Origin of the sequence: Tabrizicola caldifontis (assembly GCF_004762095.1) — a bacterium.
GTDB lineage: Bacteria > Pseudomonadota > Alphaproteobacteria > Rhodobacterales > Rhodobacteraceae > Tabrizicola > Tabrizicola caldifontis.
In genome coordinates this window covers 41,888-57,081 of the sequence record NZ_SIJH01000016.1, presented here as the reverse complement: position 1 = coordinate 57,081, position 15,194 = coordinate 41,888, and the positions used below count along the sequence as shown (strand labels likewise).

Below are 15,194 nucleotides of genomic sequence, written 5' to 3'. Positions count from 1 at the left end.
CCACCCTTGGGCAGGCTTCGCGGCGGGTGAATGGCGAACGGGGGGGGCCATGCTGCCAATCCATGCGGGTGCGACGGTGCATGAGCATGCTGCAGACAATGACCAATGTTCACGACCGGCCGTGTCCGGGCGACCGGTCGATCCTTCACGACCCTTCATCGCCCTGCTGGGTGGCCTGCAATTGGCTGGCGAGGATCCGGCGCAATCCTTCGCAGAACTTATCGGGTCTGCGGCGGGTCTTAAGACTGTCAACCTTGCCGCGCCGCATGCAGGGCCGGATTACTACCTTTCCAACCCTGCGCTGCTTGAGACTGCTGCCCGGGCCGTGCTTGTCGTCATCCTGCTGCCATGGCCGGGGGCGCTTACGACTCCGTACTATAGGGTCCACAGCCGCCGAAACGATCGCGTTGTGGCCACAACGCCCGCCCTGCGCGCGCTGTTTCCCGAGGTCGAGCTTGCCGAAATCCACTATGTCCGGCATCTGCATCAGGTTCTGGAACGGATGGATGCCGGCAGGCATGCACAGGTTGCCCGCAGCGTCCACAACACTTGGCTGCTCCGCATGGGCGAGATGCTGGACCGTCTTACAGCTCCGCGAATACTGCTTTCACCGGGATGGCCGCCCCCCCCATCTGCGTGCGGTGAAACAGACCCCTACATGGTGGATCGCCCCTTGCAGGAGGCCCTGCGCAGCAGGCATGCCGGTTCGCTGAAACTGGTCACCCCCAACTGCGAAGCTTGGGGCGCCGGGCCGGCGGGGGATGACAGCGCCAGGATGCAAACGTCCTGCCTGCCAAGTCAGACGACCGAAGCGGGTCTCGCGACCCGACTTGCCACGGAAATTCGGGCACTTCTGGCACCTCAATGCTCGGCTCCGCTGCAGCTGGGTCCGGCGATGGCCTGCGGTCAGGTCGCGTAGCCGGGGTCTTCTTCATCCAGGATGGCGCGCAACTCGCGCAGGTGCGCATCGGCAAAGCCGGGGTAGGTTTCCCATTCGCGCGCCGTCTTTTCGGCTATCTCCTCGGGAAGGACGCGCAGGGGCCGCCCGGTTTGCAGCGCGCGGATATAGGTCTCGGCCGCACGTTCCAAATAGTAGAGCCGGTTGAACGCTTCAGCAACGGTCGCGCCGATGACCAGGACACCGTGGTTGCCCATAACCATCGTGGTTATCCGTGGATCGGACAGCATAGACGCGCATCGCTTGCCCTCTTCCTCGAAAGCCATGCCCCCGAAGTGCTCGTCAACGACCAGCCGGTTATGGAACATCGCCGTGTTCTGATCGATGGCCGGCAGGCGGCTGTCCGCAAGGCTGGCCAGCACCGTGGCATGAATGGAATGGACATGCATCACGCAGCGAGCATGCGGACAGGTGCGATGGATCGACCCATGCAGGCCCCAGGCGGTAGGGTCAGGTGCATCCGGGCGCGAGAGGGTTTCGGGGTCGTTCGCATCGATCTCGATCAGCGATGATGCGGTGATCCGCGAGAAATGGCGCCCGTTCGGATTGATCAGGAAACGTGTGCCTTCCGGGTTCAAGGCCAGCGAGAAGTGATTGGCCACTGCTTCATGCATCCCCAGACGCGCAGTCCAGCGAAAGGCGACGGCAAGATCCTGGCGAAGGCTCCAGTGGGTCAGGTTCGCGTGCTGGTTCATGGCGCAGGCTCCGAATCACTCTTGTGTCACTGTAGCGCAGGAAGGGCTGCAATCGGTCGCAAAATGGTTTATCAAGGTGACCAAGAATAGCCGGAAGGTCGCGACGGGCCGCAGATGCAACCCAAGCGAGGGTGGACACGGCCAATTGGGCAACCAAGACGGGAATGTGGCCCGGACGCCCTAAAATGCCTGTGACTTTCCTTTTTTCCGGCTGATGCTAGGCGCATTGCTGGTCCAGACAATGATGAGGTTTGGTGGAGGCAACGCGCGTGCACATCTTGATCGGGACAGGCCAGAAGCCGCTTCATGCCGCTGCGCCCGGCGTTCGTGTGCTGCTTCTTACCGACCAGACCGACGGTGCCACAGCAAGGCGTCTTGCCCAATATGGCAGCCTTCTTGACATCGAGACTACCTTCGACACGGCCCTGAACACGCTTCTGGGCGATCCGCTCGGCTACGATCTTTTCGTGATGGATTGTGACGGGTTCGGCGGCGTCACGGCTGCCGAACGGGCGATTGCCACGCTGATTGCCGCCGATGCACGGATGCGGGTGATGCTGGTCAGCTGCGAGTTTGATGAACCAGCCTATCCGCTGGGGCGCCGCGCTGCCGTCTGCCTTCCGGAAGTCGTCTCGGAGGAGGCGTTCCGTTTCGGCTTCGACCACGTTCTGCGCGACAGGGCAACCGTGACCTACATGTAGAAGACCAGGGGCAGTTCACTGCCCCCGGCCATTGTCGTCGGCTCAGGCCAAGGCAAGGTTGGTGGCGGATTCGCGCCCGTCACGACCTGCCTCGATGTCGAAGGTGACCGGTTGGCCATCCTTCAGGCTGCGCAGTCCCGCGCGCTCCAGAGCGGTGATGTGAACGAACACGTCCTTCTTGCCACCTTCCGGGGCGATGAAGCCGTAGCCTTTGGTTTCATTGAACCATTTCACGGTGCCTTTGGCCATCGTGAAGTCTCCTGTCTAGTCTGCCGCCCGCGGAAGTGCGGCGGCCCGGCCCCGTCAGCTTGAAGTCGATTGCTGTGGCCGAAGGTCGGAGACAGTGGTCGAAAAGATAACGTCGCAGTCATAACATCGCACATTTCACCCAGAGTTCCAAGAGCTTCCACAGTCCCGGCCGCTCAGGGCCGTTTCAGACTGTGCCATGCGCACGAAAAACGCTATGCTGCATTGCGGCAAAAGAGGGATTCGCAATGGGCAAGGTCTTGACCGTGGCGCAACAGAAGGGCGGCTCAGGCAAGACGACGATTGCCGTCAACCTCGCGGTCGAACTACGCCGCCGAGGTCTCGGCATCGCGCTTCTTGACACCGATCCCCAGGGCAGCCTTGGCCGCTGGTTCCTGTCACGACGTGAGCGGTTGGGCGAGGCTGGCATGGAACTTTCCACAGCCTCTGCCTGGGGCGTCGGATATGAATGCGAGAAACTGAAACGGCAGGCCGATCTGGTAATTGTCGATACGCCCCCCAAAGTGGATGCCGATCTGCGACCTGCACTGAGAGAGGCGGATCTTGTTCTGGTCCCGGTTGCAGCGTCGATGGTGGACCTGTGGGCAACGGATGGCGTCTTTGACCTGATCGAACGGGAAGGCAGGCGCGCGGTCATCGTCCTGAACCGGGTCAAGTCGGGAACCAGACTGCAAGACCAGGTTGCCGCAGCCGCGGCAGAGGTTGGCGGTGTGGCAAAGGCAAGCCTGGGTCAGCGTGTCGTCTATGCCGAAACACTTGGGCAGGGGCTCGGCGCCGTCGAGGTACGCAGCCGGGCAGCCGAAGAGGTCGCGCGCCTTGCCGATGAGGTTCTGGGTCTGCTGGATCTGTCCCGCTAGCAGGGAAGTTGGCTTCCCTTTCCCACCGCATCGAATCTGCCTTGCAGCCGCACGCATGACGCCGGACGGCTGCCTCTGATCCAAAACCCGCGATTTGCCGCAAGACCCCCCTCTTTGCGGGCGATCAGGGCGCGTGGCGCTGCCAGGTCAGAGATAGAGCGCACTCCAGCGGTTGATCAGCTGTCCCTGCAGGCGACGGGAACGGCCTATCCAGGCCTTTCCGCCTTCCGGCGATTCCCGTAAGGCAACAGGAACCGCATCGCGGCGCGCCGGGTCAGCGGTGAAGATGGCAAAAACAAGTTCTCGCCCCGATGGCGGAACAATATGGCCGGCCAACCCGGAGACGAAATTCAGCGTTCCCGACTTGGCAAGCACCTTCACTGGGTGTCGTTCGACCATCTTTCCCTTGTCGTCCTTCATGCCGACATCGCGCAGGATCGGCTTCAGCCCGCGTCCCTCGCGTTCGGCCTGGGCAAGTATGCTTATCATCGCCGAGGCCGTCACGCGCGAGGCGCCGCCAAGGCCCGAATGATCGCGTATTGCCATCCGAACACCGAAGCTGCCCTGCACCCAATCCGCCATGGCCTGCCCTGAGGATGCAAGATTGTGTCGTCCCGATGCGGCCAGCCCGACGCATTCCGCTGTCAGGTTGGTGGAAAAGCGCAGCATGTCGCGCAAGACGACAGTAAGCGGCTCACTTTCCACGCGGCCGAGTTCGGTTCCCCCCGGCAGCGCATCGACGCGACCCCCCGGCTCCAGCCGGATTCCTTGCGCCAGGGCCAGCGTCCTGAACACATCGGCCACATATCGGCCGGGGTCTCGAACGGGCAGCCAGCGGCTGCCATCCTTGCCCAGTGCCGCCGAAGCCACCGTCCATTCCTCGACCAGGCCCGGGGCATAGGTAAAAGTGGGCGCATCACGGCGGGCAATGGCCACGCTCACCATGCCGACTTCGGGCCGGAACCTTTCGCCCCGGGCATCCACGGCCACCTGCCAGTCGCTTCCGGCACGTTTCCATTCGAAATGCACGCGGTTGAAATTCAGATTCAGCCCCGAGACAGCAGCGTTGTAACCGACATGCACCGGCTGATCCTCGGCGATTTCCTTCATGACGGGCAGCGCGCCGTCCCAATACAGGAAACGCCCGGTCGCGCCCTTGCAGCCGGATCCGGCCAGCCGCGCCACCAGATCGCCTAGCTGATCTGTCTGCAGGGTCGGGTCGCCGCCCCCGACAAGCACGATGTCCCCCTGCACGATTCCCGACTGAACCGGCCCTGTCGCCAGTACCCGGGTCGTGAACCGGTGGCCCGCGCCCAGCCGGTCCAGCGCATAAAGGGCGGTGACCGCCTTGACGACACTCGCGGGCGGCAGAGGCAGATCGGGTTGCCGCGACTCGAGGATCGTTCCCGTCCGGGCATCGGCTACCGCATAGGCAACTTCGCCACCCAGCTTCGCCGCGGCGACCAGCGCCGCGGCATCACCGGCCGAGGCACCGACCGCCGCCGCGGCCTTTCCACCGCGGGGCACGGGCCGGGGAGAGCTGTCCATGACCTCGCCCCAGCCGGGGAAGGCTGCCCCCGCCAGCAGTCCGGCCAGCATCATCCGCCGCGTCAGCACCGATCCATCCTCCATCATCCCGCTCATAGCGCCGATCCGGGCGATTCCTCCAGCATGACGATGCTGCGCTGCCGTTCACAAGGCGTTCAGCGCCCCGATCTCCAACCGCCGCGGGCGCGGATCTCGGTCGAAGAGGCATCGTTCATTGGCACGTTCACGAACGCCCAGACCGGAGGCTTGTGCCCCCGCAACGTCTCACCGCGTGCCACGCGATGCACCCGGAAGGCCCGGGCCGCGACGCTGAGCCGAGCGGCAACGCCGGACCCCGGCCGCGCCAGCACCCCCACCGCAACGCTGCGAAGGATGTCGCGCCAGCGTCCCCAGTGATGGAACTGCACCAGATTGTCCGCCCCCATCAGCCAGACAAAGGTGACACCGGGATAGATGGCCCGCAGCCGGTCAATCGTGTCCGCTGTCGCCCGCGTTCCCAACTCCGCTTCAAGCGCCGTGATCCTGACACGCGGATGCCGCATCAACTTTCTGGCCCGCGCCAGCCTGTCCGCCATTGGCGCGGGCTGCCGCGCCTTCAGCGGGTTTGCCGGCGTGACAAGCCACCATACCTGATCCAGCCCCATGCGTTTCAATGCCTCTCGGGTGATGTGGACGTGGCCCTCGTGTGCCGGATCGAAGGATCCGCCCAAGAGACCAATCACCATCCCCCGGCTGGCCACCGGAAATCCCGCCCGCATCGGCACTCTCCATCCCTCGCGGCCAGAAAACCCGAAGCGCTGCGCCTGCACAACCCGCTTCCCGTTGCAGCGACGCCCCTTCACCGCTACATACGCGCCAACCCCCGAATTCAGGAACCCTACCCATGGCCAGCTACCAATACGTCTATCACATGGAGAATGTCTCCAAGACCTATCCCGGCGGAAAGAAATGCTTCGAGAACATCAGTCTCAACTTCCTGCCCGGGGTGAAGATCGGTGTCGTCGGCGTGAACGGCGCGGGGAAATCCACGCTGCTGAAGATCATGGCGGGCATCGACAAGGATTTCAAAGGCGAAGCCTGGGCCGCCAAGGGCGTGCGCGTGGGCTATCTGCCCCAGGAGCCACAGCTTGACCCGACGCTCGACGTGAAGGGCAACGTCATGCTGGGCGTCGCCGACAAGCAGGCGATCCTGGACCGCTACAACGAACTTGCCGTCAACTATTCGGACGAAACGGCGGACGAGATGGCCGCCCTGCAGGACAAGATCGACGCCGAGAACCTGTGGGAACTCGAAGCCACCGTGGGTGTCGCCATGGATGCGCTGCGCTGCCCGCCGGACGATGCCGACGTGACCACGCTTTCGGGCGGCGAAAAGCGCCGGGTGGCGCTGTGCCGGCTGCTGCTGGAAAAGCCGGATATGCTGCTGCTCGACGAACCGACGAACCACCTTGACGCGGAATCGATCGCCTGGCTGCAAAAGCACCTGATCGACTACAAGGGCACGATCCTGATCGTCACCCACGACCGCTATTTCCTGGACGACATCACCGGCTGGATCCTGGAACTCGACCGCGGACGCGGCATTCCCTACGAGGGCAACTATTCGGCCTGGCTGGTGCAGAAGGCCAAGCGGCTGGAACAGGAAGCGCGCGAAGACAAATCGCGCCAGAAGGCGCTGGAGAAGGAACTGGAATGGATCCGCTCGGGCGCCAAGGCCCGCCAGGCCAAGCAGAAGGCCCGTATCCAGCGCTACAACGAACTGGCCGGCCAGACCGTCCTGGAACGTGCCTCGACTGCGCAGATCATCATCCCGAACGGCGAACGCCTGGGCAACCGGGTGATCGAGGTCGAGGGCCTGCGCAAGGCGATGGGCGACAAGCTTCTGATCGAGGATCTGTCCTTCACCATCCCGCCGGGTGCCATCGTCGGCGTGATCGGGCCGAACGGGGCCGGAAAATCGACCCTTTTCCGCATGATCACCGGCCAGGAACAGCCCGATGCGGGCACGATCAGGATCGGCGAGACGGTGAAGCTGGCCTATGTGGACCAGTCGCGCGACGCGCTCGACCCCGAAAAGACGGTTTGGGAGGAAATCTCGGGCGGGGCCGAGATCATCCATCTGGGCGACATGCAGATGAACTCCCGTGTCTATACCGGCGCCTTCAACTTCAAGGGCACCGACCAGCAGAAGAAGGTCGGTCTTCTCTCGGGCGGCGAACGCAACCGCGTGCACATGGCGAAGCTCCTGAAATCCGGCGGCAACGTGTTGCTTCTCGACGAACCGACCAACGACCTCGACGTGGAAACGCTCCAGGCACTCGAGGCTGCGATCGAAGACTTCGCCGGCTGTGCGATCATCATCAGCCACGACCGCTTCTTCCTCGACCGGCTCTGCACTCATATCCTTGCCTTCGAGGGCGACGCGCATGTGGAATGGTTCGAGGGCAACTTCGAGGCATATGAGGCCGACAAGATCCGCCGCCTTGGGCCCGACGCGCTGGAGCCGAAGCGGGTGAAATACAAGCGCTTCGCCCGCTGACCCGTTCGGTTCACGGAAGAAGATCCGATGCGACCCGCCCGGCAACGGGCGGGTCGTGTCTTGTCTGGTGATCGGTCAAAGACATGGGAAGAGCGGACGATGCGCCACGGGGCCGCAATGCGCCGGACGGTCGGGCCGGGTCCTCACTTGCGCCAAAGGCCGGGTTTCCCGGGCCATCGGGTTTTCCGGATGCCTCCGGCGTCCGTCGGGCAAAGGCAGAGGATAGCGCCCAGAGGCGGGGGCCCGAAAAGCAGGTTCGCTTAGCGCGACTTTGGCTAAATATTCATGTACCGCGACGCCGGCTCCTTCAGGGGTCACGACTTCCCCAGGGCCAGCGTGTGCTCTCTCAGCCAGGCCAGGAACCCGCGCGGATTGCCTTCCCAGTTCTTCAGCTCATCCGGCAGGATCGGCTCGCCGATCACGGGGCGCGTCGGTTTGAACAGGCAGCGCTTGATTTCATAGAGAAGCAGCCCCTGCCGCAGCGTGTCGCTGATCTGATTGGCGATCTGGAACCAGCGGCTGTTCTGCCCTGGAAAGTAGATCGGCAGGATCGTGGCCCCGGTGGACTTCACGATCTTGTGCGTGAAGAGATTCCACTCACCCTCGACCGCAGGCCCCCACCAGCCTTCGGACATCGCTACCTTGCCGGCCGGAAACAGGATGATCACCCCCCCGGCCTTCAGGTGCTTCATCGTCTCCTCCCGCATCTGCAGACCCAGCTCGCGGGCGTTGTCCTCGTGCGGGAAGGGCACGGGGATCATGAACTCCTCGACCTCGGGGATCCCGGTCAGAAGCGAACGGGTCAGGATCTTGAAGTCGGAACGGACCCGGTTGACCATCTCGGCCAGCACCATGCCGTCCACCAGCCCCGACGGATGGTTCGACACCACGACCAGGGGGCCGGTCCTGGGGATTCGGGCGATTTCCTCGGCTGGGGTGTCTATGCGGATGCCCATATGGCGGATCGCCTTCGGCCAGAATGGCGGGCCGAAAGGGGCGCCTGACTTCTCGAACTGGCGGATCAGCCGCAGAAGCTGGACCTTAGCGGTCAACCATTCGATGGTGCGAATCGTGTTGGCCTTGACCGGGTTCTTGAACGTGCCCGCATAACTGAGGCGGCGCATGTCATACTTGCGCTCGGCCCGCCGGATCTGCGTGACCTCCAGCGGCTCAACCGTCCCATCGATCTGCGACTGTTCTGACACGAAGCGACTGCCTTCATCCCCAGCGCGCTTCAATACTCCTCACCGAAGCGGGCCGCAACCAGGGCTTCCAGGGCATCGGCGAGCTTCCCCGCTTCGGCGCCGGAGGTTCGGACCTCAATAGTGGTTCCGCGCGAGGCTGCCAACATCAAAAGCCCCATGATGCTGTCGCCCGACACCGTCATGCCGTCCTTCGAGACCTCGGCATCGGCGTCATGTGCCTCGACCACCTCGACGAATTTCGCGCTGGCCCGGGCATGCAAGCCCTTTTCGTTCACGATCTTCAACGTGCGGATTTCCATCCCTCAGGCTCCGCCCCCAAGATCAAGACTGTTGATGTACTTTCGCCCTGCGTCCAGCGCGGCAGCCACGGCATCGGATACGGCCAGGTCGCGCGACTTGGCCAGCTTGATCAGCATGGGCAGGTTCGCACCATAAAGGATACGCCGCCCGCTGGCCGCGCAGGCCGGAAGTGAAAGGTTCGACGGCGATCCGCCGAACATGTCGGTCACCAGGACCACGCCCTGCCCCGTGTCCACCGCATCAGCCGCGGCACAGATCTCGGCCTGCTTGGCCGAACGGTCATGATCGTCCTCGATCGAGATCGCCATGACCCCGCTCTGCTTGCCCACGACATGTTCCACCGCCGAGAGATACTCGCGCGCAAGACCGCCATGAGCCACGATCACGATCCCGATCAAGCCTGAGCCACCTTCCCTGCGTCGGACAGCCCGGTGGCTGCCCGTCGTTCCAGTTCACGGTGTCGTTTTGACACCGCCCAGCCCGCCTCTGCAAGCGCATTACCCACAAGTTCGGTCACCGCAACCGACCGGTGTTGCCCGCCGGTGCAGCCAAAGCCGATGGCGAGATGCGCCTTTCCCTCGGCCAGATGCGCCGGCAGCAGAAACAGCAGCAGGTCACACAATTTCTGAAAGAATTCCGCAAAACGCGGATCCTTGCGAATGAAGGCCGCAACGGTCGCGTCGCGGCCGTCCAGTGGCCGCAGGTCAGGTTGCCAATGGGGATTGGCAAGGAAACGGCAGTCGAAGACCATGTCCACCCCGCGCGGGATGCCGCGGGTATAGCTGAAGCTCTGCACCGAAACCGACATGCGACCAGAGGGCCCGGCCTCGAAACGGCTGGCAATCTCTGCCTTCAGGTCGTGCGGGGTAAGGTCGGTCGTGTCGATCAGATGATCGGCCCTGACCTTGATCGGGGCCAGGATGTCGATTTCCTGCTCGACGCCCTGTGTCGGCGTTTCAGAGGGGGCCAGCGGATGTCGACGGCGGGTTTCAGAAAAGCGGCGGATCAGAACCGAGGGTTCGCAATCCAGGTAGAGAACTTCAAGGGATACGCGCGGATTTCGGGTAAGGGTCTCGATCAGTTCGATCAGTGCCGTGGCGTTGAAATCGCGGTTACGGACATCTAGGCCCAGCGCAATCGGCCGGTCCAGCGGCGGACCCTCGGTCAGGCGGGGCACAAGGTTGAGCGGAATGTTATCGATGCCTTCGTAACCCAGATCCTCAAGCGCGCGGATCGCCGTCGACCGTCCGGCGCCGGAGGGGCCGGTAACGAGGATCAGGCGGTGGTCAGACACGTTGGTCATTCCTGGGTCTCCGGAGGCATCATGCCTGCCGACCGTTGCGAAGATAGAGCAACAGCGCTTCGGGAAAATGGTCGTTTCGCGGATGCAGCACAAGGTCCAGCTCGCATCCCATCAGCGTTATCCGGCGATATGGGGGCAGGCGCTGCTCTTCGGTCCGGCCAAGATCGGCGACAAGGACGACCGGCACCTCGCCCGATGTCTCGGCCCGCAGCAGCCCTACGCCGCGCGCTTCGACCAGACCGCGAATCGCAGGAGGGCAGCGGGCAATCAGCCGGTTGTCGATGGCGACGACTTCGGTTCTGTCATCGGCCACAAGCCGTGCGCCAAGCGCCATAAGCCGCAGCGCGAGGGAGGATTTGCCCGAACCTGACGGGCCAAGGATCAGCAGTCCTCGCCCGTCAACCGAAATGCACGAGGCATGCAGGATCGTCGCGCTCACACCGGCAGGCCGACGACGAAGCGCGCGCCAAGGGGTTCAGAGGTCGGATCCGCGGCGGTCGGGCGGATGTTTTCGGCCCAGATCACGCCGCCATGGGCCTCGACGATCTGCTTCGAGATCGCAAGGCCAAGGCCCGAGTGGTTGCCGAAGTCATCCTTTGGCCGTTCAGAGTAGAACCTCTTGAAGACCTTGGTCAGCGCCTGTTCGGGGATGCCGGGGCCGGTATCCTCGACCACGACAAGCACGCGGTTTTCCCGGCGCCGTGCCCAGACCCGCACGGCATCGCCTTCCTCGCAGAAGGAAATCGCGTTGGTCACGAGGTTGACGAAGACCTGCGCCAGCCGCGCCTCCAGTCCGTGAATCATGATCGGTTCAGAGGGCAGGTCGATGATGAAGTCGACCCCCTTCTCACCTGCCTGCTGCGACAGATACTGGCAAAGATTGGATACGGTCTTGAGAAGGTTGAACTCTTCCTCCTCCTCCTTCACCAGTTCGCTGTCCAGCCGCGAGGCGTTGGAAATGTCGCTGACCAGCCGGTCCAGTCTGCGGACATCGTGTTCCACGACATCCAGAAGCTTCTCGCGCTGTTCGTCCCTCTTCACGAAGCGCAGCGAGCCTACTGCCGATCGAAGACTGGCCAGCGGGTTCTTGATCTCGTGCGCCACGTCAGCTGCAAACTGTTCGTTGGCGTCGATCCGGTCGTAGAGCGCTGCGACCATCCCGCGCATCGCGACCGAAAGCCGACCGATCTCGTCCGGTCGGGCAGCAAGGTCGGGAATGCGGACCCGGCTGGGTGCAACCCGGCGGGCGTCGCGGTCCCGCCCGATTTCGGCAGCCGCGGCCAGGTCGGACAGCGGATTCGAGATTGTCGAGGCCAGCATCAGGCTAAGTCCGATCGAAACGACAACAGCCAGCAGGAACATCTGCAGGATCTGTTCGCGCTCATAGCGCACAAGGCGGTCGATCTCGGCCGAGGTCGAGGTGATCGCGACCGCTCCCACCACCTCGCCCGAAACGACAATCGGCGAGGCGACGGAAAACAGCAGGCTGCCTTCGCTGTCCTTCGTGGTGCGGCTGAACGTGTCGCCTGCGCGCGCGCCTTCGAATGCGGCAAGGGCCCGTTGTGCAGGGTCGATCGTTTCGGTCCGCACTCCGCGCCCCTGACGCAGCAGCACGGTCACCCCGTTCCAGACCCCTTCAAGAAAATCCGCAAGAATGGTCGGCCGGCCGGGGTCGGTCACCAGCGTGTCGGTTCCCTGGCCGGATTTCGACGCCACGATGCGCCCCGTCGGATCGAAGACGAACACTTCGAGGAACGGATCGATGTTCATGCCTTCCAGCGGCTGACGAAAATCGAAACCGGCAGAGCCGGGGCGAAGCCGGGCTTCGTAGATCTGCGCGATCAGCTCTGCCTGGCGCGCCATCGCCTGCTGGCGCTGCAACGCCAGACTGTCGCGGAACGGGTTCATGAACAGGATGCCCACCACCAGCATGACCAGCGCCATCAGGTTGAAGACGACGATCTTGCGGGCCAGGGGCGAGCGGTTCAGCGCGACGATGCTGCGCGCGCCGCGGCCTTCCTTCAGCCGTTCTACGGTCGCATCGGGCGACACCCAGTCTTCGCCCAGAAGCACATCACCCGAGCGCTTCGGCGGCTGGTCCTCCATGCTGGACAGGCGCGGGGCCGAGGTCATTTTGGGGCAGTGTCACTCTTCATTGTAGCGATAGCCGATACCATAGAGCGTCTCGATCGCCGAGAATGTCTCGTCAACCGAGCGCATCTTCTTGCGCAGCCGCTTGATGTGGCTGTCGATCGTGCGGTCATCGACATAGACTTGGTCGTCATAGGCTACATCCATCAGCTGGTCGCGGGATTTCACGAACCCCGGCCGCTGGGCCAGCGCCTGCAGCAGAAGGAATTCGGTCACGGTCAAAGAGACCTCCCTTCCCTTCCAGGTCACCGAATGGCGCAGCGGATCCATCCGCAGGTTGCCGCGCTCCATCATCCGGGTTTCCTCGGTCGCCGCGGCTTCTCCGGTATTTATTGCCTCCTGACGGCGCAGCAGGGCACGGATCCGTTCGACCAGTAGGCGCTGACTGAACGGCTTCTTCACATAGTCGTCCGCACCCATGCGCAGGCCGAGCACCTCGTCGATCTCGTCATCCTTCGAGGTCAGGAAGATCACGGGGATCGAACTTTTCTGGCGCATGCGCTGCAAAAGGTCCATGCCGTCCATGCGCGGCATCTTGATATCAAGCACGGCCATGTCGGGCATTCGGCGGTTGAACGCCTCAAGCGCGGACTGGCCGTCATTGTAGGTCTCGACCTCAAAGCCCTCAGCCTCAAGGGTCATCGAGACCGAAGTCAGAATGTTTCTGTCGTCGTCCACAAGGGCGATGCGCGACATCTTCGACCTCCCTGTAACTGCTCCTGCCCGATCAATATTTTTCTCACATTGTCAGGCGTTGAACACGGATAATCAACAGTAAAGCGAATCACCTTGGCAGAACTACGGCAAAGGGTGGCAATTTCGCCGACAGTTCTGCCACAGGGCACCGGAACCGGCAGGCTTTCCGAAATGGTGGCGCTAACGTCGGGATGATTGCGCTAACGCATTGAAAATAGGCTATTCTGGGCTGAGACCGTCATGCTATAGCCCTTTCATGGCTTCCCCGTTCATGGGGGTGTCGGGGCATCCGGTCTTGCGGATGCCATGAACGGAAACTGCCGCCGCCCATGTGCCGCGGCTTTCGGAGCTTGCAGGATGACGGATGGAACGACCCGCGGACGCGTGAACCCGGTTCACCAGCTGGAACACCAGGGTATTTCGGGTGTGGCGGTCGCCCATTACAACTATGTCGAGGCGGCACTGGTCGAAGCGGCCGTCGCGCGTGGCGAAGGTCGTCTGGGCCAGGGCGGCGCGTTTCTGTGTACAACGGGCCAGTTCACCGGCCGGTCGCCGAAAGACAAGTTCGTTGTCCGCACCGCCACGACCGAGAACACCATCTGGTGGGAAAACAATGCCGCCATGACGCCAGAGGCCTATGCCCGGCTGAAGGCCGACATGCTGGAACATGTGAAAGGACGTGAGGTCTTCGTTCAGGATCTCTATGCCGGGGCCGATCCGATGCACCGGCTGGATGTGCGCGTGGTGACCGAGCTTGCCTGGCATGGCCTGTTCATCCGCCACCTCCTGCGCCGCCCGGCGCGGGAGGAACTGGACAGCTTCACCCCGGACTGGACGATCATCAATCTTCCGTCCTTCAAGGCCGACCCGGCCCGCCACGGTTGCAGGACCGAAACCGCGATCGTGCTGAACTTTGATGAAAAGACCGTGCTGATCGCGAACACGGCCTATGCCGGGGAAAACAAGAAGGCGGTCTTCACGGTCCTGAACTACCTTCTGCCGGAAAGCGGCGTCATGCCGATGCATTGCAGCGCCAACCACGCCATCGGCAATCCGGTCGATGCCGCCGTATTCTTCGGCCTGTCGGGCACCGGAAAGACCACGCTGTCCGCTTCGCCCGACCGCACGCTGATCGGGGATGACGAACACGGCTGGTCGGATCGCGGCATCTTCAACTTTGAGGGCGGCTGCTACGCCAAGACCATCGACCTGTCGCCCGAGGCCGAACCCGAGATCTATGCCACCACCCACCGCTTCGGCACGGTGGTGGAAAACATGGTCTACAACCCCGATACCCTGGAACTGGACTTTTCCGACCGCTCCCTAACCGAAAACACGCGCTGCGCCTATCCGCTAGAGGCGATCTCGAATGCCAGCGCCACCGGCCTTGGCGGGCCGCCGCGGCATGTGGTGATGCTGACCTGCGATGCCTTCGGCGTGCTGCCGCCCATCGCGCGGCTTTCACCCGCGCAGGCGATGTATCACTTCCTGTCGGGGTTCACCTCGAAGGCCGCTGGGACCGAACGCGGCATCACCGAGCCGCAGCCCACCTTCTCCACCTGCTTCGGTGCCCCATTCATGCCGCGTCGGCCCGAAGTCTATGGCAAGCTGCTGCAAGCCAAGATTGCCAAGACCGGCGCTTCCTGTTGGCTGGTCAATACTGGCTGGACGGGGGGGGCCTATGGAACGGGGCGGCGGATGCCGATCAAGGCGACGCGGGCGCTGTTGGCAGCGGCGCTGGATGGCTCGCTGAACAGTGTCGATTTCCGCAAGGATTCGGTCTTCGGCTTCGAGGTGCCGATCGAGGTGCCGGGCGTCGACTCGGCGCTTCTGGATCCGCGTTTCACATGGGACGACCCTGACGCCTATGACGCGCAGGCGGCGAAACTGGTGGCGATGTTCCAGAAGAACTTCGCCCAGTATGTGCCGCATATCGATGCCGACGTCAGGGCGGCGGCAATCGGCTGAGGCCTC

General features: G+C 63.2%; 16 protein-coding genes. 5 read left to right on the top strand and 11 right to left on the bottom strand.

What is annotated here, in order from left to right:
- Positions 1-121 precede the first annotated feature (121 nt).
- The gene (locus tag EYB42_RS14275) at positions 122-919 is read left to right on the top strand and encodes a DUF6473 family protein (RefSeq protein ID WP_135450798.1); all 798 of its coding nucleotides are present in this window, start codon (positions 122-124) and stop codon (positions 917-919) included.
- Here EYB42_RS14275 and EYB42_RS14270 read toward each other — a convergent pair.
- A complete protein-coding gene (locus tag EYB42_RS14270) occupies positions 907-1,653 on the bottom strand; it encodes a class II aldolase and adducin N-terminal domain-containing protein (RefSeq protein ID WP_135450797.1) in 747 nt (248 codons plus the stop codon). The two genes, EYB42_RS14275 and EYB42_RS14270, sit on opposite strands and share 13 nt — an antisense overlap.
- A 269-nt stretch (positions 1,654-1,922) precedes the next feature.
- Here EYB42_RS14270 and EYB42_RS14265 point away from each other — a divergent pair, with 269 nt between their 5' ends.
- Complete coding sequence (locus EYB42_RS14265; RefSeq protein ID WP_135450796.1) at positions 1,923-2,354, top strand: hypothetical protein; 432 nt, start codon at positions 1,923-1,925, stop codon at positions 2,352-2,354.
- A gap of 42 nt (positions 2,355-2,396) precedes the next feature.
- On the opposite strand, the gene EYB42_RS14260 is transcribed toward EYB42_RS14265, so the two are convergent.
- Positions 2,397-2,603, bottom strand: coding sequence for a cold-shock protein (locus EYB42_RS14260; RefSeq protein WP_103258321.1), 207 nt, complete (start codon positions 2,601-2,603; stop codon positions 2,397-2,399).
- Between the two features lie 245 nt (positions 2,604-2,848).
- On the opposite strand from EYB42_RS14260, the gene parA reads away from it, so the two are divergent.
- Positions 2,849-3,478: a ParA family partition ATPase gene (gene parA / locus EYB42_RS14255; protein ID WP_135450795.1), complete on the top strand. Its 630-nt coding sequence runs from the start codon at positions 2,849-2,851 to the stop codon at positions 3,476-3,478.
- A 147-nt stretch (positions 3,479-3,625) separates the two neighbouring features.
- Here the strand turns inward: parA and dacB are convergent, their stop codons facing one another.
- Both dacB and EYB42_RS14245 read right to left on the bottom strand, forming a co-directional pair.
- The gene (dacB, locus tag EYB42_RS14250; protein ID WP_240784185.1) at positions 3,626-5,122 is read right to left on the bottom strand and encodes a D-alanyl-D-alanine carboxypeptidase/D-alanyl-D-alanine endopeptidase; all 1,497 of its coding nucleotides are present in this window, start codon (positions 5,120-5,122) and stop codon (positions 3,626-3,628) included.
- A 59-nt stretch (positions 5,123-5,181) separates the two neighbouring features.
- Complete coding sequence (locus EYB42_RS14245; protein ID WP_135450794.1) at positions 5,182-5,784, bottom strand: nicotinate-nucleotide adenylyltransferase; 603 nt, start codon at positions 5,782-5,784, stop codon at positions 5,182-5,184.
- 125 nt (positions 5,785-5,909) lie between these two features.
- On the opposite strand from EYB42_RS14245, the gene ettA reads away from it, so the two are divergent.
- On the top strand, positions 5,910-7,565 hold the full coding sequence (gene ettA, locus EYB42_RS14240) for an energy-dependent translational throttle protein EttA (RefSeq protein ID WP_135450793.1): 1,656 nt from the start codon (positions 5,910-5,912) through the stop codon (positions 7,563-7,565).
- A gap of 314 nt (positions 7,566-7,879) precedes the next feature.
- Here the strand turns inward: ettA and EYB42_RS14235 are convergent, their stop codons facing one another.
- The 7 genes from EYB42_RS14235 to EYB42_RS14205 are packed head-to-tail and all read right to left on the bottom strand — an operon-like array spanning position 7,880 to position 13,220.
- Positions 7,880-8,770: a lysophospholipid acyltransferase family protein gene (locus EYB42_RS14235; protein WP_240784183.1), complete on the bottom strand. Its 891-nt coding sequence runs from the start codon at positions 8,768-8,770 to the stop codon at positions 7,880-7,882.
- Positions 8,771-8,799: 29 nt separating this feature from the next.
- The gene (locus EYB42_RS14230) at positions 8,800-9,069 is read right to left on the bottom strand and encodes an HPr family phosphocarrier protein (protein ID WP_135450792.1); all 270 of its coding nucleotides are present in this window, start codon (positions 9,067-9,069) and stop codon (positions 8,800-8,802) included.
- Positions 9,070-9,072: 3 nt separating this feature from the next.
- Positions 9,073-9,468: a PTS sugar transporter subunit IIA gene (locus tag EYB42_RS14225; protein ID WP_135450791.1), complete on the bottom strand. Its 396-nt coding sequence runs from the start codon at positions 9,466-9,468 to the stop codon at positions 9,073-9,075.
- Entirely contained in the window at positions 9,465-10,373 is a 909-nt protein-coding gene (rapZ, locus tag EYB42_RS14220) for an RNase adapter RapZ (protein ID WP_135450790.1), read from the bottom strand. The genes EYB42_RS14225 and rapZ overlap by 4 nt, the downstream gene beginning before the upstream one ends.
- A gap of 19 nt (positions 10,374-10,392) precedes the next feature.
- Complete coding sequence (locus EYB42_RS14215) at positions 10,393-10,812, bottom strand: HPr kinase/phosphorylase (RefSeq protein WP_135450789.1); 420 nt, start codon at positions 10,810-10,812, stop codon at positions 10,393-10,395.
- On the bottom strand, positions 10,809-12,506 hold the full coding sequence (locus tag EYB42_RS14210) for a sensor histidine kinase (RefSeq protein ID WP_135450788.1): 1,698 nt from the start codon (positions 12,504-12,506) through the stop codon (positions 10,809-10,811). The genes EYB42_RS14215 and EYB42_RS14210 overlap by 4 nt, the downstream gene beginning before the upstream one ends.
- A gap of 12 nt (positions 12,507-12,518) precedes the next feature.
- The gene (locus tag EYB42_RS14205) at positions 12,519-13,220 is read right to left on the bottom strand and encodes a response regulator transcription factor (protein ID WP_135450787.1); all 702 of its coding nucleotides are present in this window, start codon (positions 13,218-13,220) and stop codon (positions 12,519-12,521) included.
- Positions 13,221-13,577: 357 nt separating this feature from the next.
- Here EYB42_RS14205 and EYB42_RS14200 point away from each other — a divergent pair, with 357 nt between their 5' ends.
- Positions 13,578-15,188 carry a phosphoenolpyruvate carboxykinase gene (locus EYB42_RS14200; protein ID WP_135450786.1) on the top strand — a complete coding sequence of 537 codons (1,611 nt, stop codon included), beginning with the start codon at positions 13,578-13,580 and terminating at the stop codon, positions 15,186-15,188.
- Positions 15,189-15,194 lie beyond the last annotated feature (6 nt).

Bases quoted from the DNA above. Each gene is read 5' to 3' on its own strand.
- EYB42_RS14270 (WP_135450797.1), bottom strand. From the start codon at position 1,653: ATGAACCAGCACGCGAACCTGACCCACTGGAGCCTTCGCCAGGATCTT.
- EYB42_RS14260 (WP_103258321.1), bottom strand. From the start codon at position 2,603: ATGGCCAAAGGCACCGTGAAATGGTTCAATGAAACCAAAGGCTACGGC.
- parA (WP_135450795.1), top strand. From the start codon at position 2,849: ATGGGCAAGGTCTTGACCGTGGCGCAACAGAAGGGCGGCTCAGGCAAG.
- dacB (WP_240784185.1), bottom strand. From the start codon at position 5,122: ATGAGCGGGATGATGGAGGATGGATCGGTGCTGACGCGGCGGATGATG.
- EYB42_RS14245 (WP_135450794.1), bottom strand. From the start codon at position 5,784: ATGCGGGCGGGATTTCCGGTGGCCAGCCGGGGGATGGTGATTGGTCTC.
- ettA (WP_135450793.1), top strand. From the start codon at position 5,910: ATGGCCAGCTACCAATACGTCTATCACATGGAGAATGTCTCCAAGACC.
- EYB42_RS14230 (WP_135450792.1), bottom strand. From the start codon at position 9,069: ATGGAAATCCGCACGTTGAAGATCGTGAACGAAAAGGGCTTGCATGCC.
- rapZ (WP_135450790.1), bottom strand. From the start codon at position 10,373: ATGACCAACGTGTCTGACCACCGCCTGATCCTCGTTACCGGCCCCTCC.
- EYB42_RS14210 (WP_135450788.1), bottom strand. From the start codon at position 12,506: ATGACCTCGGCCCCGCGCCTGTCCAGCATGGAGGACCAGCCGCCGAAG.
- EYB42_RS14205 (WP_135450787.1), bottom strand. From the start codon at position 13,220: ATGTCGCGCATCGCCCTTGTGGACGACGACAGAAACATTCTGACTTCG.
- EYB42_RS14200 (WP_135450786.1), top strand. From the start codon at position 13,578: ATGACGGATGGAACGACCCGCGGACGCGTGAACCCGGTTCACCAGCTG.